Consider the following 26,779-nt stretch of genomic DNA (forward strand, 5'->3'; position numbering starts at 1 on the left):
CACGATGACCGCCACCCCGTCCACCACCGTCGCCAACCTGCGCGACCTCGGCGGCACTCCGCTCTCCGGCGGCCGCACCGTACGCCCCGGGCTCGTCCTGCGCTCGGGCCAACTCGACCGGCTCGACCTCGACGCCGACCCGACGGTGGCCGCGCTGGGAATCCGTACGGTCATCGACTTCCGCAGCGACGCCGAGCGCGCCGACCACCCCGACCGGCTGCCGGCCGGGGCGCGCCTGCTGGTCAGCGACGTGCTGGCGGACAAGATGCGGACCGGGGTGGGCGGTGTGCCCGCCGCCGCGCAGCTCAAGGACCTGCTGTCCGACCCGGCCGTGGCCGAGGAGCACCTCGGCGGGGGCAAGGCGCAGGCCATCTTCGCCGAGGTGTACCGGTCGTTCGTGGTGTCCGCGTCCGCGCAGGCGGCGTACCGACTGCTGCTCACCGAGGCCGCCGACCCGCAGGCGGGCCCGCTGCTGTTCCACTGCACGGCCGGCAAGGACCGCACGGGCTGGGGCGCGACCGTCATCCTGTCGCTGCTCGGCGCCGACCGGGAGACCCTGATGGAGGAGTACCTCTCGGTCAATCCCGCGGTGAAGCGGGCCTTCGCGCGGATGATCGAGGGCTTCACGGCCGCCGGCGGGGACCCGGACATCGCGCTGGCCCTGATCGGGGTGTTCCCCTCCTACCTGGAGACGGCCCTGCGGGAGGTCGAGACGCGGTACGGCTCGATGGAGAAGTACGTCCGCGAGGGCCTCGGCGTCCCCGACGAGACCGTCGAGGCGTTGCGGGCCCGCCTCGTCGCCTGAGCCGCCGCGGACGACGCTCGGCGGAACGGTCCGTCGGGGACCTCCGGCGCGCCCTCGCGCACCCCGGCGCACGGGCCCGAACGGGTGCGCCGGCGACGGGTGACCATCGGACGATTCGCTCGTTCTGCTGAACGTGACTGCGCCGGATACCGCCACCCGCCCCCTGCCCCCCGTGACCCCCGACGTCGAACTGGCCGAGGCCGCCATCGTCGAGCACTACCCGCGGCTGGTGCGGCTCGCCTACCTGGTGCTGCCGCCCGCCCTCGGCCGCAACCGGCGGGTGCTCACCGCCCACTCCCTGACCCAGCGGGCGCTCCCGCGCGGGCGCCGGGGCACGGATCCCGGCACGGTGCGCGGCGGGGTGCCGGCGCAGCGGGGCGAGGGCGGCCCCGAGTCCGGGTACGCGTACGTCCGGCTGCGCGTGCTGCGCTCCGCGCTGGAGGCGGGGATCCCGCTGACGTTCCGGGCGCTCCCGTTGCGCGGGCAACTGCCGCCGGTGCTGCCCCAGGTGTGGGGGTTGCGGCTGTTCCCCCGCTCGGGCGGGGCCGAGGAGCTGGCGCTGGACCAGTGGCTGGCGACCTTGAACGGCCCCGGTCGCGCGGCCTGCGTGCTGCGGGCGCTGGAGGGGCTGCCCGAGCCGGAGGTGCTGCGGGTGCTGACCGAGGCGGGGGTCGCGAACCCGGCGGCGGCGGTCGCGGAGTCCGGGGATCCGGTGCACGACGGCCTGTTCGCCTCCCCCGAGTTCGACCCGTGCGTGCTCCAGGCGCGGCCCACCGACCTGCTGCGGCGGCGCCGCTTCTTCCGGGCCGCCCTGGCCGGGGCCGCCGCCCTCGCGGTGTGCGGGGCGCTCCTCGCGCTGCCGGGCGGCGGCTGGGGGTCGGACGGGCCCGCCGCACCGTCGTACGCGCGCAACGCCGCCGCCGAACAGGCTCTGGACCCGGGGCAGTTGGTGCGGGTCTCGGCCACGGTGTGGCGTACGTCCTCCCGTACGGACTACTCGGGCTGGCCCGCCCGTGGTGACCGGGTCGACGACACGGAGCTGCTGCGCCGGGCGCTCGCCGTCTGGGCCAGGCCCGGCTCCTCGGTCGTGGTCTCGGCCACTCCCGGCAGCCCGACCGGGCCGCCGATGGGCCCGCCGCAACTGCTGTACGCGGGCGCCGTCGACCAGGCCGTCGTGGTCCTGCTGTACGACGGGCTGCGCGTGATCCGGTACGCGGAGCCCCGCTCCGGGACCACCGGAGCCGCCCTGGACTTCGCCCGGACCGACGGCGCCTCGGCGGACACCGCGACCGGGCTGGTGCTCAGCCGGGTCGACGGCAACGTCCGCTACCTCACGGCGCCCTGGGTGCGCGCGGCCGCGCTGCGGGACCTCCTCAAGCCCGGCGAGGCCCCGACCGAGTTGAAGCTCACCCCGGACGGGGTCACCCCGCCCGTCGTGGGCCCGGCGCCGGGGGGCAACTGCACGAGTTGGAACGCGCTGGCGCTGACCGGCGACGGTGCCACGCGCCTGGTCACGGACCTGGGCGAGCTGACCCCGGCCCGGCTCACCTCGGGCGCCCCGGGCGCCGAGCGGAACGTGACGGAGGCCGCGGAACTCGGCGAATGGTCGCGGACCGCCTGCCTGTTGCCCTCGGTCCGCTCGCACGGGGTGCGCAGCGTCAACGCGTGGACGTACGCGAAGCAGCCGATGCCGGAGCGCGAGGGCACGGCGACCTGGCTGTGCACCCGGGCGGAGACCTGGCAGGGCACGGCGGACCGGGTGCAGGCCCAGTTCCTGGCGCCGGGCGCGCCGCCGGCGGCGCAGGCCGCCAAGGCCGAGGGCTCGCCGGCGTGCGGGCCCCGGGAGCCGAGGGTGCTGGCGGGCGTCCTGTGGAAGTCCCGCGCGGGCCAGTGGTACGTGGTGGCGGCGGGCAGCGCCCAGTTCGCCTCGCTGTCGGTGAAGGGTGCGGGGGTGAACGGGGCCGCGACCGGGAATCGACTGGCGGTCAAGGCTCCGGCGGGCGCCCAGGTGGACCTGTCGGGCAAGCTGACCGACGGAACGAAGGCGGGGGTGCTGCGGTAGGCGCTGCGGTAGGTCCTGTCGTCGGACCGGCGCCGCGGGGCGTCGAGGGCACGGGTGGGTCGTCGAGGTCGGCAGGAAGTCGGCGCAGAGGGGTTTTCCATCTCGCTACCCCTCAGTACATTGACGCCATGTCTAATACGCCGCTCGCGCCCGCCCCCGTGGCGTCGGAACACATGGACCTCCGGGCGCGGAACGTCTCCTTCTCCTGGGACGCGACCCCGCTCCACTGGCTGCCCGGCGATCCCTTCGCCGGGCACACCATCAACGTGCTGCACCTGCTGCTCCCCGCCGGCGAACGCTGGTTCGTGCACGTCTACAAGCAGGTGCTCCCCCTCATCACGGACGAGCGGCTGCGCGCGGACGTCGTCGGCTTCATCGGCCAGGAGGCCATGCACGCCGCCGCGCACGACGACGTGCTCCCCCACCTCAAGCGGCTGGGTCTGGACCCGACGCCGTACACGGCCCAGGTCGACTGGCTCTTCGAGAAGCTGCTGGGCGACCGCACGCTGCCGCCGGGCAAGGCCCGCGACTGGTGGCTCATGGAGCGGGTCGCGATGATCGCGGCCATCGAGCACTACACGGCGTTCCTGGGCGACTGGGTGCTCAACGCCGAGGAGTTGGACCGGCGGGGCGCCGACCCGATGATGCTCGACTTGCTGCGCTGGCACGGCGCGGAGGAGGTGGAGCACCGCTCGGTGGCCTTCGACCTGTTCATGCACGTCGACGGCGGCTACCGGCGCCGGGCCAGGACCTGGGCCACCGCCTTCGCGGCGCTCGCGTTCCTGTGGCAGCGCGGGGCGCGCTTCTTCATGGAGAACGACCCCCGACTACCGGCGGCCAAGGCCTCGTTGGGCCAGTTCTTCCGGGCCGGCCAGCAGGGCGTGCTCCCCTCGACGGGAGCCATGCTGAAGTCGATCCCGACGTACCTCTCCCGGACGTACCACCCCTCGCAGGAAGGTTCCACCGCCCAGGCGCAGGCCTACCTGGCGTCCTCGCCCGGCGCCAACGGCGGGGTGCGGCCGTGAGGCGCGCCCTGACCCTCACCGCCGTCGCGGGCGCCGCCCTGCTGACCCGACGCGCCCTGCGGGGGCGCATCGGCCGCTCGCCGCTGTGGCCGCTGCCCGCCCTGGAGACCCCCATATCGGGGTACTCCCCGCGCCGGACCCTGCGCGCCCTGATCGTCGCCCGTACCGAACCGGCGGACGGGGTCCTGCGGCTGACCCTGGAATCCCCGGAGCTCCCCGAGTGGACCCCGGGGGCGCACGTGGACGTGACGCTGCCCTCGGGGCTGGTGCGGCAGTACTCCCTGTGCGGGGATCCCGCCGACCGGGGCCGCTACACGATCGCGATCCGGCTCGTCGAGGACGGCCGGGGCGGCTCCCGCGAGGCGCACGCGCAGCTCCTGGAGGGCGCGGAACTGGAACTGCGCCCGCCCCGCAACCGCTTCCCGCTCGCGCCGGCGCCTGCGTACGTGTTCGTGGCCGGCGGCATCGGCATCACCCCGATCCTGCCGATGCTGCGGGCGGCCGAGGCGGCGGGCGCCGGCTGGACCCTGCTGTACGGGGGCCGCAGCCGGGCCACGATGCCGTTCCTCGCGGAACTCGCCGCGTACGGGGACCGGGTCACGGTCCTCGCGCAGGACGAGAGCGGCCTGCCCGACCTGGGCCCGGTCGCCGCCGCCGCCCCGGGCACGCTGGTCTACTGCTGCGGGCCCGAACCGCTGATGGAGGCGGTACGGGCCGCGGCCCCGGCCGCCGTACCGGTCCACCTGGAACGCTTCGCCCCGACCGCGACCGCGGGCGGCGCCGCGCACCCGTTCACGGTGGAGTTGAGCCGCTCGGGCCGCACCGTGGAGGTCGCCGCGAACGAGACCACCCTGGCGGCGGTCCGACGGGAACTGCCGAACACCCCGTACTCCTGCGAGCAGGGCTTCTGCGGAACCTGCCAACACCGGGTGCTGGCGGGGGAGATCGACCACCGCGACGAGCTCCTCACGGACGACGAACGGGAGGACTCGATGCTCCTGTGCGTCTCCCGCGCGGCCTCGGACCGCCTGGTCCTGGACCTGTAGGCACCTGTAGGCCGTACGCGCCGAGGGTCCCGGAGGCGAGTTCTCGCCTCCGGGACCCTCGGCGTGCTTTCACGGCTCGCAGCGGTCGGAGTCGGGCTTCAGGAAGTCCTCCCGCTTGACCGTCTTGCCCTCGCTCGCAAGGACTTCCCCCTCCTCAAGCGCCGCCAGTTGGTCGAGGTCGAACGACACGTCCCCGCCCACTCCACGCGACCCGTGTCCGCCCATCACGTTCACCTCGTAGGTGATACCGCTCTCGAACTTCGCCAGCTTGGACGGACCGGCACTCCAACCATCCGGAGCCTTGAGAAGTTCAATCTCGTACGGACCGGTCCCGCCACGGTCGTTGAACGCGGACCAGTGCGGGACCCCCGCATCGGGAGAGACGAACACTTGCATGGGCACGTATCCGGGGCACGGGGTGATCAACAGCCGTATCGCAGCCTCCCCCGACCGCTCCACCGCCACGATCGACTTCGGCGCCGGCGAGCAGCCCACGAGGACAAGGCAGGCCAGGACCGACACACACCCCAGACCACGGGTGGACAACCCAGGCCGCTTCATTCCACGCTCCCCCCTCAAGTCGGTGCCAAGGTGTCCGGCGCCGCCCACTCTCACAGCGTGCAGCACCGGATCACGATTCGCCCTGGTGTGGTTCTACGGCTCGCAGCGGTCGGAGTCGGGCTTCAGGAAGTCCTCCCGCTTGACCGTCTTGCCGCCGCGCACGAGCACCTCACCGGCCTCAAGCGCCTCCAGCCGGTCGAGGTCGAATGCCAACTGGGCATTCACCGCACGCGCCCCGACGCCCCCCATGACACCCACGATGTATCTCGCGTCGGTGGTCTTCAGATCGAACACCGCATCGGTCGAGATCCTCCATCCCTCGGGAACCTTGAAGAACTCGATCTCGCTCGCACCCTTCCCCGCCACGTTCGATATCGACCACCGCGGCATCCCCTCCGCGGCGGCGACGTCAACCAGATCCGGGACATATCCAGGGCACGGGACGATGAGCACCTTCGCAGACCCGCCGGCCGTCCTCTCCACCCCCACAATCGGCTTGGGCGCCGGCGAGCAGCCCACAAGCACGAGACAACCCGCTGTCGACGCGACCGTCAACCCAAACAGACCCCGTCGAATCGGCGCCATTCCGAAACCCCCTTCAAGGAGTGAGATTCTCATCGAGGTCCGCCGACGGGATCGGCCCGCGGATTGTGGAACTTCAGGTATCCACCCCACCAAAGGTTGGCTTCAAGCTCATACTTGTTCGCATGCGCAGGCCACGGACCACCGACACGAACTACCGACCTACCGGATTCCACCGCATAGGCCGTCATGAAGAAGGAGGCACTGCTGAAGGAAGCCCACTGATGTGAATGAATCGCCTCATGTTTCTCCAAATCAGGGCCAAATTCTGCCGCCTTCCGCTGACCCCAATCCTTCTTGATTTCCTCCCTCTTGTTCCATTCACGGTTGAGTTGAGTTGTGAAATCATGCCGATTGCCCGGATAGAACAGCACGTCCCCCACCGTCATGGGTTGATCGCCTCCAGGGGAGTGCTCGAAGCACACATACTGTGCGGCTCGTGCAGCACATCCGCTCGTGAGGGACGCATAGCCGAAGGCCAGATCATTGGCTCCGTTTTCATCGTTCCCATCGTTGAAGGGATCCAGGAGGATCTTCCCCGGCGAAACGTCGGTCAGGCAGCGAGTTGTCATCATGCCCTTCGGGCATTCGGGCTCCAGCAGCGACAGCGGAAGTGCGTACGGAACCTGCGGAGCCAGCACAATCGGAGGGCCACCATAGAGCGGGCCGCAGAAGCGGGACATCCCCTCGGGGCATCCGTTGCCCATGCCGGTCGCGGTTCCCCTCTTGCCGGAGCCCCGGCCACCGCCACCGCCACCGCCACCGCCACCGCCGCCGCCGCCGCCACTACTCGCGCTCTGCGCGCCGGTGTTGTGCTGCTGGGCCGGGGAGTCCGCGGGGAGCGGGGTGTCGTTGTGCCCGTTCGGGCCGCGGGTGGGGCAGTCGATGTCGGGGCAGGCGCCCGAGGGGTCGGAGGTGGTGACCGGGTTGTTGTTGGCGTAGCCGTACCCGTTCAGGGACTGGGCCGAGTCCGTCACGAGGACCGGGTCGACGCTGAGGAAGCGTCCCGTCAGGGGGTCGTACTCGCGGACGCCGATGTGGGTGAGGCCGGTGTTGGCGTCGACCGGCTTGTCCAGGAAGCGCTTGTCGTCCGGCCACGTCGTCGGGTTGGTGCCGCGGGTGGCACCGAAGGGGGTCGTGTACCGCTTGGACAGGGTCTGGTTGTCGTCGTCGGCCACCGAGAGGCTCATCGTGCCGTTGCGGTCGCCGGCGGTGAAGGAGAGTCGCGAGGTGCCCGACTCGTTGGTGCGGACCGCGACCTTGGTGCCGCCCAGGGTGTAGGAGCGGGTGGCCCACTTCTTGGTGCCCTTGAGGTGGACCTCGGTGGCGCCGGTGTAGAGAACGGTCTCCCCGTTCACTGCGCGGCGGATGAGGAGTTGGCCCTCGGCGTCGTACAGGTAGTCCGTTGCCGTGGTCCCCTCCGTGAGCCGGCCGAGCTTGCCCTCGGCGGTCCAGGTCAGGGTCTGCGTGGCCGCGTTGCCCGGGGTCTCGGCTCGTGTGAGGGTGTTGCCGGCCGTGTCGTAGGTGTACTGCGCCGCGATGCCCGCGCAGGTCCCGCCCGTCGTGGTCGCCGCGAGGGCGTGCGGGCGGCCCGGGTCGTAGCAGTGGACGCGTGTGGAGGGGGTGCCCGTGTTGGTCTTCTCCGTGGCCCGCCGGCCGTCGCCGGTGTACGTGTAGCTGTTCCAGTACGGGGCCGCGCCGTCGATGTTCGCGACGGTGCGTCCGGACAGGGAGCAGTCGGCCGTCTTCGGGGTCCATGCCTCGTTCAGTCGGCGTTGGCCGTCGTAGGCGAAGCACTGGTTGTCGGCCTTGGCGAAGCCGCTCAGCGGCGCCGAGTCGAAGACCGACAGGACATTGCCGGCCTGGTCGTATCCGTAGGTCAGCTCCTGGACCAAGCCGGTGTGGCTCTGGTCGTTGACGGTCGTCCTCAGCACGCGGCGGGTGCCGTCCTCGTACGTGTTGCCGAGGAACACCTTCCTGACGCCGGCGGCGCCGGAGCGCGCCAGGGTCATCTGCTGGACGTCGCCCAACGGGGAGTACGCCACGTCCTGGACGTAGCCGGTCGTTCCGGAGTAGGAGTCGGGCAGGCCGTAGGCGTCGTACTTCACCTGGAGGGTCTCCGCCGGCAGTCCGCCGGCCGCGGCCACGGTCGTGGTGTTCACCGTGCCGTCGAGGCGGAGGTTCACGGCGTAGTCCGTGGACTGCGCGATGGCGCCGGAGGTGACCAGCGGGTCGTCGGCGGGAAGCGTGAGCCGGTTCTTCTCCGGCCGACCGAGCTTGTCGTACGCGACGATCGACTTGGTGTAGGCCTTGCCCGTCACGCCTCCCTCGTAGCGGATGGAGGCCGACGGCTGCCCCTTGAGGACGGTGTCGTACGTCCACGCGGTGAGCTTGTTCGCGTCGGACTTCGGCGACTTCCACATGCCCGTCTTGCGACCCAGCTCGTCGTACTCGAACTCCAGCACCGTGTTGCGGGAGTCCGTGCCGGTCGCCGCCTGGTCCAGGGGGGTGTACGTCGTCGAGCTCGCGCCCTTGTCCGGGTCGGTCGTCGTGATCCGACGGCCGAAGAGGTCGTACGTGTACGTCCACTTCGCCTGGTCGGGGCCGGTGATCGTGGATTCCTTGCCGTCCGCGGTGTAGCCGTGGAGGACGCTCGTGTAGGCGGCGGGTGTGGTGCCCCCGTAGGCCGGGTCGTCGGGGGTGGTGGCGCCGTAGGTGCGGGTCTCGGTGGTCCGGCCGAGCGCGTCGGTGATCGTGCGGACGGCGGTGCCGCCCTGGGGCGCCGTGGTGGCCACCGAGTCGCCGGTGTAGCTGGTGGTGGTGGACCACTTCCGGACGCCGTGGACGAGCAGGGTGTTGGTGATCGGTCGGCCCGCGCCGTCGAAGACGGTCTGGGTCTGGGAGGGTGCGCCGCCGAACTCGGCCCTGGTGTAGACGCCCTCGGGGGCTTTGCCCCGGTCCCAGATGTCGGCGTACGTCTCGTGGGCCAGGCCCCGGGAGTCGTAGCGGGTGTCGGTGAGGACGCGGCCGCCGCTCGGCGAGGGGGACTGCGTCTGGAGGGGGCGCAGGAGCGCGTCGGCGATCGAGTAGCTGGTGCGGTACGAGGTCCCGTCGGCCTCCAACGTGGACACGGAGGTCCACGGCTGGGTCCCGCGGGCCAGCGAGTAGCCGTAGGTGACGTTGGGGATCTCGCTGGTGACGCTCCGGTTGGGCAGCCAACTCGCGGTGATCCGGCCGAGGGCGTCGTAGCGGTGGTGGGTCTCCTTCGCGTTGGCGTCCACCGAGCGCACGGTCGCGCCGCGCAGGTCCACCTCGGTGTAGGACTTGTGCTGTTGTCCGTTCGACGCCAGTCGCGGGCTGGTCACCAGGGTCGCGGTCAGGGGCCCCGCGCCGGCGGGCGTGTAGCCGGTGGTCGTCGTGTTCCCGGCGGCGTCGGCGACCGTCAGCGGGCGTCCGAGGCGGACCGTCGCCGTGTCGTACGTCGTCCTCGACACGGTCTGCCAGCCGCCGGACACCGCCGGGTCGCGGTCGGTGGTGCCCGAGCGCGCCGGGTAGGACTGGGCGCGGCCCGCCCAGGTGGCCAGCCCCAGGACGGGTGTCTGGCCGGCGGTCCAGCCGGTGGCGGAGGCATTGTCGTAGACCGTCGCCGTGTCGGAGAGGACGTCACCCCGGGTGGCGGACGTGGTGGGCAGGTTCAGCTTGTCGTCGGTCGTCGCGCAGGGCGCCGCGACGGTCCTGGTGCGTGAGACGAGGCTCGTCAGGCCCTTGGCGTCGTTGCGCGCGTACCAGACGCGGGTGCAGGTTTCGTCGCCGGACTTCGCGGTGTCCCCGGACGACGAGGTCGACGACTTCATGCCGTGGTCGTCGTAGGTGGTGTCGACGCGTGTGCCGCGCCAGGTGTTCGTGGCGGCCAGGCGGGTGTGGGAGGAGACGCCGGCCGTGCGGACGTAGTGGGCCTTGATGTCCGCGTACGACTTCTGTTGAACGGCCGTCTCGCGGCTCCAGGGGTCGTTGACGGTGACGGAGACCGGTGAGGCCCCGTCGTAGGTCACCTCCTGGCGCAGCGAGCCGGAGTACGGGGCGTCGTCGTTGACGCGCGGCACCGTCACGCCGGGTACCTCGACGCCGGTGACGACGGCGGTGCGGGGGGTGGTCGTCCCCTTGCGCTTGTCGCCGTTCATGCCCTGCATGAAGACGCTGACCGTCTTGGAGCGCGTGCGGTCCGCGGCTCCCGTGTACGCGGTGACCTTGCCGTAGCCCCGCCACTGTGACCAGGTCCGCTCGTCCTCGGGTGTGAGCGGGTCGTCGTTGTGGTGCCAGGCCGGGTTCTCGTACGTGTAGGAGTGTTCGAGCAGTTCGTTGTGGCCGGCCGGGTCCGCGACCGTGATGGCGCTGACGTTGTACTTGTGGAACCAGTCGAGTTTGGGTTCGCCCCCGTTGATCGGCCAGTAGACCGGGTAGCAGGACATCGTGCCGGCGTCCTCGGCGGCCGGCATCCGGCTGCCCCGCACGCACTCCGGGTTCGACAGGGTGACCGTGGTGATGGCGCCGGTCTCCGAGGTGACCGTGTTGATCCGCGGCCGGTTGAGCGGGACGATGTCGTCGCCGTCGGCGTCCACCCGGTTGGGGCGCATGTGGTAGGTGAAGTCGACCGGCGGGACCTGGACGGGTGCGCCGGTGTGGCCCGTGCGTTGGAGGGACTTCAGGACCAGGGTCTGGTCGGTGGTGTCACCCAGGTCGCCGGCGTCCAGGTACTCCTGGGTGAGGGCGTAGGAGTCGACCGGTACGTACGCGTCGGGCTCGACGGCCGTGGACCAGGCGTGCGTCGTGACGCCGGTCATCCGCTTGCGGGTGAAGAACGCGGGCGCCTTGGCCTTGCAGTCGGTGCTGCCCGCCGCGCAGATCGAGTCGAACGGGACGTCGGGCCAGTTGTCCGAGGTGTCCTTGGTGAGGGCGTCGCACTTGGCGGCGAAGCAGCGCTCGGCGTGGTCGAAGGTGACCTTGTGGGAGGGCTTCGCGGTGAACAGCGCGTCGGCGCGCTGCCCGTACCGGATCTCCTTCAGGCCGCCGCCCGCCGTGTAGGCGACGAGCTTGGCCTTGTCGCCGGTCTTCGCGTAGTTGTTCGTCTCCGCCGTGTACCAGTAGCTGGAGGCGTTGCCGTGGATGTCCTCCACGAGGTCGAGGTTCCAGCGCCAGGCCTGGGTCTCGGCGCGATCGGCGAACGCGGAGCCGTTGCCGTGGCCCGGCTCGTCCTTGTCGTCCCCGAAGACCGGGACGCTCCAGGTGGAGTTGGTGCGCTCGGTGCCGGCGCCCGGGAGCCGGTTCAGGCCGAAGGTGTAGGCGGTGCCGTCGCCGGTGACCACCTTCCAGTACTCGCCGTCGCCGTCGCCGTTGGCCGCGCCGGTTCCCCGGGTGACCTGGGAGCCGTCGTCGTCGGCGAGTCGCCACGTGCCCGTGGTGTCGTCCTTGACGAGCTCGGTCGCCTTGCCGTTGAGCACGAGGGAGGCGTTCTCGTACTTCCAGCAGAGGTCGAACTTGTCCTTCTGCCCGTCGTCGTCGCAGGAGCCGTACTTGCGCTCCACGTACGAGGAGGTCAGGTCGAAGCCCTCGCCGACCTGGGAGCCCTGGTTGTTGGTGTTGGCGGTCCGGCCGTCGACGCTGCCCGAGTTGTAGGAGAACGACAGCGACGGTGAGGGGCCGGCCGCCGCGGCCGGGACGGTCAGCGGGTAGGACCAGCTGAACGATCCCGAGGACGCGCCGGACGACCAGGTCGAGGCCGCGGACAGCGGCGTCGCCGAGAAGTCGCCCGCTCCCTTGGGGGACGGTGTTGCGGTCGCGGTCAGGGCGAAGACGGCGGGCGTCGCCGCGGAGGCGGCGGGGACCGCGGCGAGCCTGCCGCTCACCGAGCGGTCCTTGAGGTCGTTCTCCGACGGCAGGGGGATCGCGGTGCGGCACTCCTCCTTCTCGGGGCTGGTCAGCGCGCAGGCCGGCAGGCCGACCAGGCCGAGGCGGGTGGACCATCCGCCGCCGACGGCGGCGGCGAATGACGAGTAGTCCACGGTCACCCGGGCCGGACCGGGCTGCTCTGCCGTGGCCGAGAAGAGCACGCCCGTGATGCCGGCGCGCTCCGCGGCGCTCTGGTCGAGCACCTTGACGGTGGCCTTCCCGCCCAGGGTGCGGGCGAACGCCCCGCCCAGGGCGGACGTGGAGGGGCGCAGGCCGACCAGGGGGGACTTCGCCGCCCGGCCCGCGCCCTTGTCGCCCGCCACCTGCTGGACCAGGGTGGCCGCCTTGGGCCACCGGGACTTCGCCTCGGCCCGGGCCCGGTCGGCCTGGACCTTGTTCTCGGCCTTGGCGCGCGCGACGCGCTGCCGGGCCGCCTCGGCTCCTTGGACGTCGATCGCGCGGACCTTGGCCGCACGAGGTTTGGCGATGTTCGGGGCGCCCGGGAGTTCGGCCGCGCTCGCGAGGGGTGTCAGGGAAGCGGGTACCGACAGGGCGAAGGCCAGGGCCACGATGAACGGGAGGCGCCGGCGGTGTCGTAGTCGTCTTGGTAACGCGTTGTTGGACACAGGGGTTTCCTCAGCGGCTCGGGGTGAGTACGACGTCTTGCACCTGCGCGGCGTCGGTCATTGCTCCTGACCAGACGCGCATGCCCTTCACGGTGCCGGGGAGGTGGTGGCTCCAGTTCCCGCCCGTGAAGCCCTTGCCCACGGCGAGTTCTCCGCTTCCCGCGACGGCGGTGAACGCCAGGGGCGTGGCCTGCGGAGTGGCTCCGAGATAGAGGCTGACCGTTCCTTGTCGTACGTCGTGTACGCCGGTCACCTGTACGGGTGTGCCGGACAGGATGACCGCCGAGCTCGCCACCGAGGGGCCGGAGCCGTCGGCGGTCAGCCGGCCGAACCGCCACTTCCCCTCGACTTCGGTGCGGCTCTTGGAGGGGTCGTCCGGGTCGGGGACGCTGACGTTGCCCGACTTCTCGAACCACAACCCCCACGAGGACCCGCCGGCCGTGCGTTGACCGATGACCTGTGAGGTGGATCCGTTGGGGCGGGCCAGCATCGTGGCCCGGTCCGGCGCCACCTCGGCCGTGACCGTGAAGGAGCCGGTGTCGTCCACCAGCGGCCCGGCGGCGGTGGCCGCCTGCGCCTTGCCGTCGAGAAGCAGGGTTCCGCCGGAGACCCGGGCACCCGACGCGAGGGTGAGCGGGCGGCCGTTGCCGGTGGTGTCCGTCAGGGGGCCGCCGGTCGTGCCGGTCAGGTCCCAGGCGCCGGCCAGGTCCACGTGAGGCCTGCCCGTCGCCGGGTCGATCAGGGCGGCGTCCTGCTCGACGGCGAGATCGCTCAGGGCGTCCTGCCAGACCTTGAGTTCGTCGATCCTGCCGGGGAAGTGCTCGGTCCAGGCGCCGCGGTCCTTGACCATGCCGATGGCCATCGGTCCCGTCGAGACGAGGGGGTTGGCCACGGTCGCCTCGCCCTGGGGGCGACCGTTGACGTACAGCTTCACCTTGCGGCTCGAGGCGTTGTACGTGGCGGCCACGTGTGTCCAGACTCCGGCGACGGCCGGGCTGCCCGCCGCGACGCCGTGGACGCTGGACCAGCCGTTCGGGCCGTCCGCCTCGGCCATCCGTACGGACCAGGCGCCGTTCGCGGCCTGGGTGAGGGCCACGCCGCTCTGATGCGTGCCCCCCACCTGCGCGGCCATGGTCGCCGACCGGTCGACGCGGTCCAGCCTGCTCCAGCCCGCGATCGTGAACGAGGCCCTGGTGTCGACGACCGGCTTGGCGGTCAGCGCGTACTGGTCCACGCCGTTCAGCCGCAGTGCCCGATCGTGGTGCGGGGTCGGGGTCTCGAGCCGGCCGCGGCGGCCGTTCTCGGGGCGGGAGGCACCCGGCGACAGGTCCGCGTCGTCCCTCAGCTTCGGGTCGCCGGTCGAGACGTCGACGGCCTGGCCGGAGGACTCGTCGAAGTTCCAGTGGGCGACGGGCCCGGAGCCTTCCCGCACCACGAAGTCGACGATGTTCTCGGGTCCCCAGCGCATCTGGCGGTCTCGGGCCATCACGCTCAGGCGCGTGGTCCCGGAGACGGGCGGAGTGATCGTCAGGGGGGCACTGCCCCCGAGGCTCACCTTCCAGTCCTTGTCCGTGGCCAGCTTGTAGCGGTACATGTTGTTGACGTCACCCGTCGCGGCACGGATCTGGAAGGTGCCGGGGACACCCGGGCCTCCCGCCGCCTCGCAACCCGTGCTGGTGCAGGCGCTGTACGGGCTCCCGAAGATGATCGACGGCGCCTTGGGGGCGGTGCTGTCCACCTTGAAGTAGCAGTACGCCGAGGCCCTGCTCTCAAGGAGCCGGCTGCCCGCGAAGGACCTGGTGGTTGCCCGGAAGCGATGGAGGGTGTCCTCCGCCAGGGTCGCCGGCGGATCGGTGGTGATCTTCACGTTGTCCCCCACGTGACCCGCGGTGGGGCGTTCGATGGCGTTGCCGTCTCCCGGGCGGGCCTTGACCGCCGTCCAGTTGCCGTCGGCCCCCTTCTTCTCCGTCACCATCGCGATGCGGAGCGATGCCTCGCCCTCGCCTCCGGGAACCGTTTCGGTGGTGGCGGTCAGGGCCGGAGTCGGGTCGGAGACCGTGGAGGGGACGCTCTCGTCCGTCGAGCAGACCTGTCCGGAGCCCGCGATCAGGCCCACCTCACGGGGGGTCTCGGGCTTGCCCATGTAGTCGACGGACAGCACCGCGTCGTTGCGGAAGCGCTTCCAGGCGGCCGTGTCCGACTCGTTCTCGGCGCGCAGTTCCAGCGTCAGACGGCTGAAGCGGCCGGCCGCGAAGTCACGGACGGTGGGGGTCAGGTTCTCGTCCGGCTCGTCCGGACTGTCGGAGAACTCGATCGGCGCCGGAGGCTTGTCGGGATCGCAGGCCGATCCCCGGCCCGCGGACACCGAGCGGTCGCCCATCAGGTCGGCGTACGCGGGCTTGTTGCCCCACGTCGTGGACGGGGTGATCTCCCCGGCGACGCGGACCAGCCAAACGTTGCGGGGATCGCACTGGAACGCCCAGGGCTCGGTGACCCGGAAGCGGGCGGCGAGGATCTCCTTGCCGGCGAGCTTCTTCGGCGAGAACTCGAAGTAGAGGCGTTGCGCGTAGCCCGGCCCGCAGTAGTAGCCGCTCCAGGAACCGCACTTGCCCATGCCCTTGCCGAAGTTGTCTTTGCCGTTGTCCCAGTTCCAGAACGTGACACCGTCATCGCGGAGCGCCGTGTGCTCCCGACCGTCGTCGAGGGAGACGGACGGGTCGATGTACAGCGGGTACGCCGCCGGGTCGGTCTGGGCCAGCAGCGTGGCGTCCGGGACGACGGTGAGGGAGTCGGCGCCCACCCGGACCGGAAGGTCCGCGACCCCGTCGCCCGGGCTCGGCCCGTCGGCGGGGTGGTCCTCGGAGCGTGTCCCCGCGCGAGCCGACGGCGCGGTGCCGCCTTCGGCCTTGGCCGCCGAGCGGGCGGCGCGGGCCGACTGCGGCGCGGCGGCGGCATCCCCCTTCGAATCCCACATCTGGGCGGGTGGTGCGCTGAAGACGGGGTTGCCGTCGGCGTCGGCGGCCACCAGGCCGCCTTCCGTGCTGCCGCTCACCTGGAGCTGATGCGCCCTGAGGTCGAACTCCACGCTGCGGAGCCTCGGGTTCTTCGCGGCTTCCGCGGTCTTCACCACGAGGACCTCGCGGAAGCCCTCCGTGGTCGCGGTCATCCGCAGGTCGACGCCGGGCAGCACCTCGGCGTACACGGCGCTGTCCCCTTCGAGTACCGGTTCGGGCAGGGAACCCTGCCAGCCGAAGGACAGCGATCGGCCCCCGCGGTCGATGGTGACGAGGCTGTCCCGCTCTCCGCCGCCCGAGAAGGTCACGCCGGCGGCGGCAGCCTTCGGGCCCACCGTCCCGTCGGCGCGCAAGCGCAGGGTGGCGTCCGGCTCGACCCAGGCGCCGGCCTCCCCCTTGACCCGGACGGGGACCACGGACTGGTCCAACCGGAACGACTTCCCGTCCGGATTTGCGTACGTGGTGGTGAACTCGGTCCTCTGACCGACAACCTCAACCGGCTCACCCGTCTCCCCCGCCACACGGAGCGCGTTCTGCCCCTCGGTCGGCGTGGGACTCCCGGCGGCGGCCAGGGCCGCGGCCATCGGCACGTGCCCGGGCAGGAAACCCGCCATGACCAACGCACCGAGCGCGGCCGCCATGGCATGGCGAAGCCGCGGGATTCTTCGTGAAGGCATTTTTTCTCATCCCCCGATGACAACGGAGCCTCCCCGGACTCCAGGCGACGCACTCAGCCGCACATCGCGATCGCGAATGTACGCTGACGCCCAACTCCCGTACAAGACAAGGCAGTTGGCGGATATACGATTGACGAGAAACGATCCGTGCGGCGCCTCGCGGAGGAATCCGGCGACGCCACCCGACAGGGAGCGGCGGAACGGGTGCGCGCGGTCCGGCGAAGCGGGCGGACGCGGGGGAAGGTGCTCTGGTCAGGGGATGTGGCGGGCGAAGTATGGTGTCCGCATGACAACCGGGGTGCGACGCAGGATGGGTGTCGAGGAGCGGCGGCAGCAGCTGATCGGGGTGGCCCTGGAGCTGTTCAGCCACCGGTCGCCCGACGATGTGTCGATCGACGAGATCGCGGCGGCGGCCGGGATATCGAGGCCGCTCGTCTACCACTACTTTCCGGGCAAGCTCAGCCTGTACGAGGCCGCGCTGCGACGGGCCGCCGATGAGCTGGCGCAACGGTTCGTCGAGCCGCAGGAGGGTCCGCTCGGGGCCCGGTTGCTGCGGGTCATGGGCCGGTTCTTCGCGTTCGTCGACGACCACGGGCCCGGATTCTCGGCCCTGATGCGGGGCGGACCGGCGGCCGGGAGCAGCCGGGCCAACGCGATGATCGACGAGGTCAGGCAGGCCGCGTACGAGCAGATCATCACGCACCTGCGGATCGAGAAGCCGCCCGCGCGGATGGAGCTGGTGGTCCGCACGTGGGTGTCGCTCGCCGAGTCCACGGCGTTGATCTGGCTCGACGGGCGGAAGATCCCCCGCAACGAGCTGGAACTCCAGTTGGTGCACGACTTCGCGGCACTGGCCGCCGTGAGCGCCGCGTACGACGAGGAGATGGCGGGGATCCTGGTGCGCATCCTGGCCGACGAGCCGGCCGACGGGCCGTTCGGGGTGCTGGTCGGGCGGCTGGCGGCGATCGTGCCGACCACGGTTCCCCGTTCACGCTGATCATGACCACACCGATCATGACGCGGCGGCCCGGTGGCGGAATAATGCCCGAGTGATCATTGACGACGGAATGTTGTTCCGGCAGGCCGTGGAGAAGGACGCCGGCACGCTGGTGAAGCTGCACGACCAGGCCGCCCGGTGGATGCGCGCCAACGGGATCGACCAGTGGAAACCGGGTGACAAGGACGCCGAGCACTTCCGGGCCAGGATCCGCGAGGGCGAGGTGTGGATCGCCGAGGACGCCGACGGACGGGTCGTGGGCGCCTACGAGTTGTGGTGGTCCGACGAGGAGGCGTGGGGAGTCCAGCCTCCGGTGGCCGGCTACATCCACCGGCTGATGATCGAGCGGAGTGCCGCGCCCGCCGGAGCCGGCATGCGGATACTCGAACACGCCGAGTACCGGATCGCCCGGACCGGCCGGGAGCGGGCCCGACTGGACTGCGTGTCGACCAACCCGCGGCTGCTCGCGTACTACCAGGGCGCGGGCTACCGGGTGGTCGGCGAATGCCCCTCGAAGCAGGGCAAGGACGGCCGGGTGTACGGGGTGATCCTGATGGAACGGCGCCTCGACGTCTGACGCGTCGGACCGACCTCGGTCCGGCCTGGGACCGACCTGGGACCGGCCTCGGACCGACCTCGGTCCGGCCTGGGACCGACCTGGGACCGGCCTCGGACCGACGCCCTCGACGCACGGGGCGGGTGGCGGGCGCAAGTCCCCGGCGCGCGCCATGTCGGGCCTTCTCTCGGCCGTGGCGCCCGCAACCGGTTGCCGTCCGCGACGGCGCCCCGGTACTGATGGGCCCGACCAGTCGGTACCAGGAGGGGAAAGCCGTGAAGAGTTCCATGAGCAGGGCCGCGGGCGCCGTGTTGGGCATGGCGTTGGCGGGGGTACTGGGTGCCTCGGGGGTGGCGCAGGCCCAGGGCGGGCCGTCGGCGCCGGCCCCGGCGAGCGACAGGGCGATCGCGGGCGGCGCCGTGCAGGCGCCCGCCGCGGTGATCGCGGAGGTGGAGGCGGCGACGGCCAGGCAGCGGTCGTTGGCGCCGAACGCCCGCACGGTCTGTTACGCCGCGCACGTGCAGGACGTGGGCTGGCAGGCGGCGGTGTGCGACGGCCAGGTGGCCGGGACGACCGGGCAGGGCCGCCGCATGGAGGCCCTGGTGATCGCCACGCGCGGGGTCGGCGGTGTCTGCGCCAACGCGCACCTCGCCGACGTCGGCTGGCAGGGCTGGGCCTGTGCCGGGGAGGGCGCGGCCGTGACGGTGGGCACCACCGGGCAGGCGCGCCGGATGGAGGCCCTCGGCGTACAGGTCGGTTCCGGCGGTGTGGGGGCGCAGGCGCACGTCGCGACCCACGGGTGGCTGAACACGGTGGCGGGGAACCCGGTGTACGCCGGGACCACCGGGCAGGCGCTGCGGATGGAAGCCGTCCGCGTCTGGGTCTGACGTCCGGCACCCGACACCGGGCGCCCGGTGTGCGACGCCCGACGCCCGGTGCCCGAATGCCTGACGTCTGATGCCTGACACCCGCACCACGTGCGGCGGCGGTGCCGGACCGGGTCCGGCACCGCCGCGTCGCAGGGGAAGGGGAAGGGGAAGGAGCGGTCAGCCGCGCTTGAAGACCGCGACCGTCCGGGCCGGGACGGTGAACTGCCCTGTCCTCGTGTCGTACGTCGACCCCTTCACGGTCGCGTCGGCACCCGCGACCTGGATCGGGTGCAGTGCGTAGGCGCGGCCGGCGAGGTCGGCCACCCGCTGGGACTGAACGCCCGGGGTGGCGTTGAAGACCACCACCAGGTCCCCGGCGGTCATCGTGATCACTCCGGGGGTCTCCCCGGTCCCGGAGAGCGGGAAGCCGATGGTCCGCTGGACGGCGTCGGCCGTGGTGAGGGCGAAGGCCGGTTCCGTCGTACGGATCCTGAGCAGGTCGCGGTGGGCGGCGGAGGTTCCGGTGATCTCGGGGCAGCCGGGGGCCGGGCCGGTCAGGAGGGGCTTCGCGTAGGGCCACTTGGGCTGGTTGTCGGCGGCCGGCGGGAGGCCCCGGCCGAAGCCGTTGCCGTCACGGCAGTCCCAGTGGATGGCGTTGAACCAGTCGCCGCTGTCGAACGAGTTGCGGTCCAGCGACTTCGAACGCAGCAGGTCGGTGCCCGCCTGGGAGAGGGCCGGGCCCTGCGAAAGGGTCGCGGTGGCCATGGCGAGGACCTGCATGCGCGCCTTGTCCGCCTCCGGGGTCCCCTTCGGGAGCTTGAAGGTCAGGGCGTCGTACAGGGACTCGTTGTCGTGCGCGTCGGCGTAGGCCAGGGCGTCGCCGGGAGCGGCGGCGTAGCCGGCCGGGGCGCCGTTGTAGTCCAGCTCGGAGCCCTTGATCCGACGGCCGGAGGTGTCGGTGAAGGCGTACGAGGCGAGGTTGCCGGTCAGCCCGACCTTGATCAGGTCCTGGGCGTGCAGCAGCCGGGACCGCTGCTGCTCGGGAGTGCCGTTCGCGGGCGAGGAGTTGGGCGCGGTGAACAGTCCGGAGGCGAAGCCCTGGACGCCGGGGTCCTCGTCGAAGGGGCCGCCGCCGCGGACCGCGTCGCGGGAGCGGTCGGAGAAGGTGGCGATTCCGGTGCCGGCCATGTTCTTCTGCGTGGCCTGCACGAACCTGGCGTCGTCGGCGACCTCGCCGAAGTTCCAGCCCTCGCCGTAGAGGACGATCCGCTTTCCGTCGACCCCGTCCTTGGCGAGGGTCAGCCCGTCGAGGGCCTCGCGCACGGCCAGGATGTTGTCCTTCGGGTGGTGCCCCATGAGGTCGAAGCGGAAGCCGTCGACCTTGTACTCCCTGGCCCAGGTGACGATCGAGTCGACGACGAGCCGGCCCATCATGGCGTTCTCGGGGGCGGTGTTGGCGCAGCAGGTGGAGGTGGCCACCGAGCCGTCGGGCAGCAGCCGCTGGTAGTAGCCGGGCACGATCCGGTCGAGGACCGACTTGTCCGACTGCCCGGCGGCCACGGTGTGGTTGTAGACCACGTCCATGACCGTGCGCAGTCCGGCGCCGTTCAGCGACTGGACCATCCTGCGGAACTCGACCGTGCGGGCGGTGCCGTTCGGGTCGCTCGCGTAGGAGCCCTCCGGCACGGTGTAGTGCAGCGGGTCGTAGCCCCAGTTGTAGGCGTCCTTCGCGGCGGCGGCGCTCACGCAGGCCTGCTGCTGTTCGCTGTCGGGGGCGTACGCCTTCAGGTCGCAGGCCGGTTCGGTGCGGTCGGCGGGCTTCTCCGGGACGGTGCCGATGTCGAAGGCCGGCAGCAGGTGGACGTAGGAGGTGCCGGCGGCGGCGAGGTCGCGCAGGTGCCGCATGCCGGCCGAGCCGGTGTCGGTGAAGGCCAGGTACTGGCCGGGGTGGGTGGTGGTGCGGTCCGCGACGGAGAAGTCCCGGACGTGGAGTTCCTGGATCTGCGCGGAGGTGAAGGGGACGGGTGCGGGCTTCTTGAGGTTCCGCCAGCCTGCCGGGGCGAGCTTCGGGTCGGTGAGGTCCACGGCCAGGCTGCGGGCGGAGTCGGTGGTCAGGGCGGTGGAGTACGGGTCGGTGACCAGGTTGCGGACCATCCGGCGGGTGCTCGGGGCCCAGACGGTGACGTCGTAGCGGTACGGCTTGCCGGTCCAGCTCCGCTCGCCGCGCACGGACCAGACGCCGGTGGCGTCGTCGCGTCGCATGGCGACGGTACGGCCGTCGAGTTCGAGGGAGACCTTCCGGGCGGTGGGCGCCCAGACGGAGAGGGTGGGGCGGCCGTCCTTGAAGACGGGGCCGAGCGCGGCCGTGGTGGCGTACAGGTCGTCGAGGACTCCGGCGAGTTGCACGCCGGTGGCCGCGAGGACGGCGCCGTTCGCGGCGCGGGCGCTCGCGACGAGCTGGCCGCGCAGGGCCTCGCGGACCCGGTCGCGGTCGCGGGCGTCGACGGTGAAGGCGGCGTACGAGGCCAGGTGCGGGAACTTCTTCTTCTGGGCGGCGGTGAGTTCGGAGCGGTTCAGGCGCAACCAGGCGGCGCCCTCCTCCTTCAGCCGTCCGTCGTCGACGGTGATGCGGCCCTCGCGGGAGGCGAGGAGCTGGAGGGAGGCGGCGGCTTCGGGGGCCTTCCAGGCGACGGTGTCGCGGTCGATCCAGAGGGCCTCGGCCTTGGTGAGGTCCAGGGCGGCGGCCGAACCGGCGGGCTGCGGCAGGAGGTAGCGCTCCTTGCCGCCGAGCATCCACACCTCGTGGCCGGTGGCCTTCAGGTCCAGCGACTGGTCGGTGGGCAGGTCCTTCTCGTCGCCCTTGTGGAGGATGTAGCTCAGGCTCCGGGCGCCTTCGGCGAGCGGGACCTCGTAGACCGCGCCGTAGGAGTCGACGCGGGTGGGCCGGAGGGGCTTCGACCAGTCGGTGGGGGTCGCGGCGCCGGCCCAGACGTGCAGGCCCCAGCCGTCGTAGGCGCCGTCGGGGCGGTGGTGGTGGAGGACGGCCTTGGTGGTGTCCTGCGGCGGTTGGGCGGGGCGTTCGGTGCGGGCCGCCTCCTTGCCCTGTTCGAGCCAGATCTCGCCGGTCCTCGTCACGTCGACGACGCGGTCCGCGGCGACGTCCTTGTTGCCGTCCTTGTCGATGACCAGGTAGTTCACCGAGGAGGCTCCGGGCTTCAGCCGGACGTACGCGAAGGCGCCGTACCCGTCACGGCCGGTGAAAGCGTGCCCCTCGGGCCAGGGCGTGGCCTCGCCCTCGGCGATGTCGCCCCAGGCGTACAGCCGCCAGTTCGCGTAGTCGCCGTCGGGCCGGTTGTAGTGCACCACCGCGTACTCGCGCTGCGTCGCACCCGGGGTCTCGACGGGCGGTGCCTGGCCGGCGACGGACTCGGCGAGGGCGCTCGCCGTGCGACCGGCGGAGTCGACGACGACCGCCTTGTAGCGCAGCGGGGTGCCGGGCGCGGCCGTGACGTGCTGGGTGACCCGGTACGGGGCGTGGTCGGCCGAGCCGAGGACCTGCCACTTCCCGGCGCCTGCCTGGGCCGCGAACACGACCCGGTTCAGGGAGCCCCCGGTGACCTCGGCGGACAGCTCGACGGTGCCGGTGGCGCCGGTGGCCGGGGCCTTCAGGGTCAGGGACGGCCCGGTCGCGGGCGGGGCCAGGGGGGCGGTCGCCCGGAGGACCACCGAGCCCAGCGCGGGAACGGTGACGGTGAGCTTGCCGGCGGCGGAGGCGCGCACGGTGCCGGCGTACGGGGAGGTGCCGCCGTACAGGGTGCGGTAGCCGGCGCCCGCCGGCGCGTCGAGCTCCACGGTGCGGGGCCCGGTCGCGTTGTTCGAGGCCACCAGGTACTCGGTACGGGTACGGGCGTCGGTCCGGGCGACCGCGTGCACGGAGTCGGTGTCCAGGCGCGCGCTCTGGACACCGTCCCGCAGGGCCGGATGGTCCCGGGTCAGCTTCGCGAGAGCACTGATCTGCCGGTAGAGCGGGTGCTCCGGATCGTAGGCCTCGCTCGCGTGGGTGCGCGCCGTGCCGAGCTGGTCGTCGTCCAGGTAGTCGGCGGTCCGCGAGGCGAAGAGCGGCTGCCGGGCGTCCTTGTCACCGCCGGCGCCCGTGAAGCCCTGCTCGTCACCCGAGTAGATCACCGGATTGCCCCGGGAGAGGAACATCAACTCGTTGGCCAGCCGGTAGCGGTCCAGCAGCTCCCGCTCCCCCGCCTGCGGCCGGTCCTGCTTCAGGAAGGTCCCGAAGCGGCCCATGTCGTGGTTGCCGAGGAAGGTGACCTGCTCGTAGGCGTTCGCCTTGTCGGTGGTGTACCGGTAGTCGTCGGCCAGCACCGAGCCCAGGCGCGAGGCCCCCGCACCCTGGGAGGCGTACGCGCGGATCGCGTCCTGGAGCGGGAAGTCGAGGGTGGCGTCGAGCCGGCCCCGGGTCACGTACGGGGAGGTGACGGCGGTGTCGGCGGAGTACACCTCGCCGAACATGAAGAAGTCCTCGCGGCCCCGCTTGGCCGCGTACGCGTCCAGGGCAGTGGCCCACTGCGTCCAGAACCCGGTGTCGACGTGCTTGACCGTGTCGATCCGGAAGCCGTCGATGTCGAAGTCCCGCACCCACTTCTCGTAGATCTTCTCCATCCCTTCGACCACCTCGGGACGCTCGGTCCACAGGTCGTCGAGGCCGGAGAAGTCACCCTGCTCGGAGGACTCGCCGGCGAAGGTGGAGTCGCCCCGGTTGTGGTACATCGACGGATCGTTGAGCCAGGACGGGACCTTGACCTTCTTCTTCGCCGCGGGCACGACGGGGGTGAGGGGGAAGGAATCGGCGTCCGTCGCCGGGAACTTCCGCTTCCCGTCCGCGTGGTCGGAGTCGTCGAAGGGGACCCCGTCCTTGGTCAGGTACGGGAAGGCGCCCTTGGAGAGGTAGCCGCGGGAGGCCTCACGGTGGTCGATGACGTCGGCGGTGTGGTTGGTGATGACGTCGAAGAAGACCTTCATCCCCTTCCGGTGCGCCTTGTCGATCAGCCGCTCCAGGTCGGCGTTGGTCCCGAAGTGCGGGTCCACCTGCGTGAAGTCGGTGATCCAGTAGCCGTGGTAGCCCGCCGAGACGTCGGCGCCCGCGCCCTGCACCGGCTGGTTCTTGAAGATCGGCGCCATCCAGATGGCCGTCGTGCCGAGCCCCTTGATGTAGTCGAGCCGGTCCGTCAGCCCCTTGAGGTCACCGCCCTGGTAGAAGCCCTTGTCCGTCGGGTCCAGGCCGGTCTCCAGCCGGGAGCCGGTCAGCCCGCCCCGGTCGTTGCGCGGATCGCCGTTCGCGAACCGGTCCGGGAGCACGAAGTAGAACTGCTCCCGGGTCAGATCGTGGCGGGCCGGCTCGGCCGCCAGCGCGGCGTCCGAGGGCGGAGCCGGCGGCCGGGAGGCGGCCGACGCCGGGAGGGCGGGCAGGAGCGTCACGGCCAGGGTGGCGGCGATCACTCCCGCGGCGGGGCGTATCAAGGCAAGGACTCCTCGGTCACGTGTCTGCGTGGGACGAGGACCGCCCGGCGGTGGCGGGGAGTGAGGTGCCGGGCGGCCCTGGTTCAGGGGGGCGGGCTCAGTTGCGCCAGGTGTCGGTCAACGTGACCCGGCCGCTCGCGGGAACGGTGGCGGAGCGGTTGGCGCCGCTCTCCCAGGTGACGTTCCCGGAGGCGTCCTTGCGCACGTACTTGTACGAGAAGGAGGTGCCGGGCGGGAGCGAGACGTCGAGCTTCCACACCGGGTAGGCCGCCGGGTCCAGCTTCGGGGCGACGGAGGTGTTCCAGTTCCCCAGCTCGGCCCGGTCACCCGTCACGTGGATGTTCTGGCCGAGGACCGTGGAGGCGTTCACGCCGAACGAGGCCCCGGCCTCCGAGGCGGGCGGCGGGGTGCCGCCGCCGGCGCAGGTACGGGCGTTCACGTGCAGGGCCACCGCACTGCCGGCGCCCAACGTGGCCGTGAACCGGCCGGCCGAGTCGACCGTGACCGTGCGCCCGCTCTGGACGTCGCAGTAGCCACCCGCCGGCAGGGACGTCTGGAAGGTACGGGTCAGCGCCGAGCCCTCGTGGTTGAGCGCCACGTACGCCTTGGCACCGCGCCCGAACGCGATCTGGTCACCGCCGTTGTCCCACCAGTCGGTGACGGACTGGCCGCGCGCGGCGTTGCGGAAGCCCACCATGGAGGAGATCTCCCGCCAGGCGTGCTGACACTTCCAGCCGTCGGCGTAACAGGCGTTCACCGAGCCGCCGTTGGGCGGACCGGCGTCCTTCTGGCTCCACTCGTAGCCGGAGTGCACGTCCGGCGATCCGTACGGCCAGGCCAGCATGAAGACGTTGGCGAGGGTGTAGGCGGACCCGTCCTTGTAGCTGAGGGTGTCACCGCCGCGCTCGGTGTCGTGGTTGTCGACGAAGACGGCGGACTGCCCGGAGGGCATGTACCCCCACGCCTCGCCGAAGTTCTTCAGGTGGGCGAGGCTCTCGCTCTGGAAGACCCGCTTCAGGTCACGGGCGTACCGGAACTCCTGCACGTCCCCGTTGCCCAGGTACTCCGACGGCGACACGGCCTCGCCCGCGCCGAAGATCGCCTCCTGCTTCCAGTAGGCGGAGGGGTTGGTCAGCCGCGACTTGATGTCGGCGAGGTCGGCGGCCGACATGTGCTTGGCCGCGTCGATCCGGAATCCGTCGACGCCCAGGGAGAGCAGGTCGTTGAGGTAGCCGGCGATCCGGCCGCGCACGTGGTCCTCGCCGGTGTCGAGGTCGGCGAGCTGCACCAGTTCGCAGTTCTGGACGTTGCCCCGGTCCCGGTAGTTCGAGATCGTCGCCCGACAGTCGTCCATGTCGGCGCCGGAGTAGAGGCCGGGGTAGCCGTACTTCGTATACGAAGAGCCGCCCGTCCCGGTGCCGTCGGCGGCGGCCATGTGGTTGATGACGGAGTCGACGACCACCTTCACGCCGGCGGCGTGACAGGTGTCGACCATCGCCTTGAAGGCCGTCCGGTCACCGAGCCGCCCGGCGATCTTGTAGCTGACGGGCTGGTACGAGGTCCACCACTGGTCGCCCTGGATGTGCTCCTGCGGAGGCGACACCTGGACGTACCCGTACCCGGCGGGTCCCAGGCTGTCGGTGCAGGCCCGCGCGACGGAGTCGAAGCGCCACTCGAACAACACGGCGGTGACGTCCTTGGCCCCGGGAGCGGCGGCGACCGCCCGGGGGGCCTGAACGGTGAAGGACGCGGCGACAAGTGCGGTGGCGGCGACCAGGGTTGTGGCCCTGGCGGTTCTGGTGGTTCTTGCAGCGCTGACGACTCTGGCAGGCATGCGGGGGCCTCCTGGCGGAAGAGGTGGGGATTTCAGCGACGGTAGGTGCCAGGCCGAACCCCTGCAAGACCTTGCGCAAGGGATTGCAGAATTGTTTCGTCGACGTGTCCCGGTCTGTGCCGGAACGCCGGGGGCGGGGGCGGGGGGCTTTGGTGGGGCGGGGGTTCCGAGTGGGGCGGGGGCGGGGGTGGGCGGGGTCCGCTCGGGCGGGGGTGTGAAGGGGTTGGGGGCTTCCCGTCAGTCCACTGTCCTTCCGGTTCGGCCCGGTCCCTCAAGGGCGCTCGCTGCGCTCGCGTCGCTTCGCGATGGCCTGCGGCCACCCTTGACCGACCGGCCCGAACCGAAATGCCAAGACTGTCGGGAAGCCCCCGAAGGATGGCCGGGGGGTAGGGGGAGGGAGAACGGGGCGGTCAGAGAGGTACGAGGACGCTCCGCTCACCGGGCCCCCCCGAACAGCACATCAAGAAGTCGCGAGCGGACACGCCCGAGGTCGCGGCAGATCGCTACGCACTTGCTCTCGGCTCAGCGTCTGCAGCCCGTCGCGCGCTGGACACAAGCCGCGACAGGACGTGGGCGGTTGATCTCGACTCAGCGTCTGCAACTCGTCGTGCGCTGGACACAAGCCGCGACAGGACGTGGGCGGTTGC

At 71.6% G+C, this 26,779-nt stretch carries 13 protein-coding genes; 7 read left to right on the top strand and 6 right to left on the bottom strand.

From position 1 onward, the window contains the following. The first annotated feature begins 4 nt into the window (after window positions 1-4). From ACFYW3_RS06250 to ACFYW3_RS06265, 4 genes are all read left to right on the top strand, one after another. Window positions 5-805, top strand: coding sequence for a tyrosine-protein phosphatase (locus tag ACFYW3_RS06250; RefSeq protein WP_351750165.1), 801 nt, complete (start codon window positions 5-7; stop codon window positions 803-805). Window positions 806-938: 133 nt separating this feature from the next. Further along, on the top strand, window positions 939-2,867 hold the full coding sequence (locus ACFYW3_RS06255; RefSeq protein WP_389385683.1) for a hypothetical protein: 1,929 nt from the start codon (window positions 939-941) through the stop codon (window positions 2,865-2,867). 128 nt (window positions 2,868-2,995) lie between these two features. Continuing rightward, window positions 2,996-3,892 (top strand): metal-dependent hydrolase, encoded by an 897-nt coding sequence (locus ACFYW3_RS06260; protein ID WP_389385684.1) that lies wholly within the window; start codon window positions 2,996-2,998, stop codon window positions 3,890-3,892. Beyond that, window positions 3,889-4,938, top strand: coding sequence for a PDR/VanB family oxidoreductase (locus ACFYW3_RS06265; protein ID WP_389385685.1), 1,050 nt, complete (start codon window positions 3,889-3,891; stop codon window positions 4,936-4,938). The genes ACFYW3_RS06260 and ACFYW3_RS06265 overlap by 4 nt, the downstream gene beginning before the upstream one ends. A gap of 69 nt (window positions 4,939-5,007) precedes the next feature. Here ACFYW3_RS06265 and ACFYW3_RS06270 read toward each other — a convergent pair whose 3' ends face one another. The 4 genes from ACFYW3_RS06270 to ACFYW3_RS06285 form a co-directional block, all read right to left on the bottom strand. Beyond that, window positions 5,008-5,565 (bottom strand): hypothetical protein, encoded by a 558-nt coding sequence (locus ACFYW3_RS06270; RefSeq protein WP_389385686.1) that lies wholly within the window; start codon window positions 5,563-5,565, stop codon window positions 5,008-5,010. A 27-nt stretch (window positions 5,566-5,592) separates the two neighbouring features. Beyond that, on the bottom strand, window positions 5,593-6,084 hold the full coding sequence (locus ACFYW3_RS06275) for a hypothetical protein (protein WP_389385687.1): 492 nt from the start codon (window positions 6,082-6,084) through the stop codon (window positions 5,593-5,595). Window positions 6,085-6,113: 29 nt separating this feature from the next. After that, the gene (locus tag ACFYW3_RS06280; protein WP_389385688.1) at window positions 6,114-12,596 is read right to left on the bottom strand and encodes an RHS repeat-associated core domain-containing protein; all 6,483 of its coding nucleotides are present in this window, start codon (window positions 12,594-12,596) and stop codon (window positions 6,114-6,116) included. A 67-nt stretch (window positions 12,597-12,663) separates the two neighbouring features. Then, window positions 12,664-16,344: a LamG-like jellyroll fold domain-containing protein gene (locus tag ACFYW3_RS06285; RefSeq protein ID WP_389385689.1), complete on the bottom strand. Its 3,681-nt coding sequence runs from the start codon at window positions 16,342-16,344 to the stop codon at window positions 12,664-12,666. Between the two features lie 286 nt (window positions 16,345-16,630). On the opposite strand from ACFYW3_RS06285, the gene ACFYW3_RS06290 reads away from it, so the two are divergent. From ACFYW3_RS06290 to ACFYW3_RS06300, 3 genes are all read left to right on the top strand, one after another. Next, window positions 16,631-17,341 (top strand): TetR/AcrR family transcriptional regulator, encoded by a 711-nt coding sequence (locus ACFYW3_RS06290; RefSeq protein ID WP_053676124.1) that lies wholly within the window; start codon window positions 16,631-16,633, stop codon window positions 17,339-17,341. A 52-nt stretch (window positions 17,342-17,393) separates the two neighbouring features. Further along, window positions 17,394-17,918, top strand: a complete 525-nt coding sequence (locus ACFYW3_RS06295; RefSeq protein WP_053676125.1) for a GNAT family N-acetyltransferase — start codon at window positions 17,394-17,396, stop codon at window positions 17,916-17,918. A gap of 254 nt (window positions 17,919-18,172) precedes the next feature. Next, window positions 18,173-18,784 (top strand): polysaccharide deacetylase, encoded by a 612-nt coding sequence (locus tag ACFYW3_RS06300; protein WP_389385690.1) that lies wholly within the window; start codon window positions 18,173-18,175, stop codon window positions 18,782-18,784. 159 nt (window positions 18,785-18,943) lie between these two features. On the opposite strand, the gene pulA is transcribed toward ACFYW3_RS06300, so the two are convergent. Both pulA and ACFYW3_RS06310 read right to left on the bottom strand, forming a co-directional pair. Further along, window positions 18,944-24,298 (bottom strand): pullulanase-type alpha-1,6-glucosidase, encoded by a 5,355-nt coding sequence (gene pulA, locus ACFYW3_RS06305; protein WP_389385691.1) that lies wholly within the window; start codon window positions 24,296-24,298, stop codon window positions 18,944-18,946. A gap of 97 nt (window positions 24,299-24,395) precedes the next feature. Continuing rightward, the gene (locus tag ACFYW3_RS06310; protein ID WP_389385692.1) at window positions 24,396-26,132 is read right to left on the bottom strand and encodes a carbohydrate-binding module family 20 domain-containing protein; all 1,737 of its coding nucleotides are present in this window, start codon (window positions 26,130-26,132) and stop codon (window positions 24,396-24,398) included. Between the last annotated feature and the right edge of the window lie 647 nt (window positions 26,133-26,779).

The organism is Streptomyces sp. NPDC002602 (genome assembly GCF_042889445.1).
GTDB lineage: Bacteria > Actinomycetota > Actinomycetes > Streptomycetales > Streptomycetaceae > Streptomyces.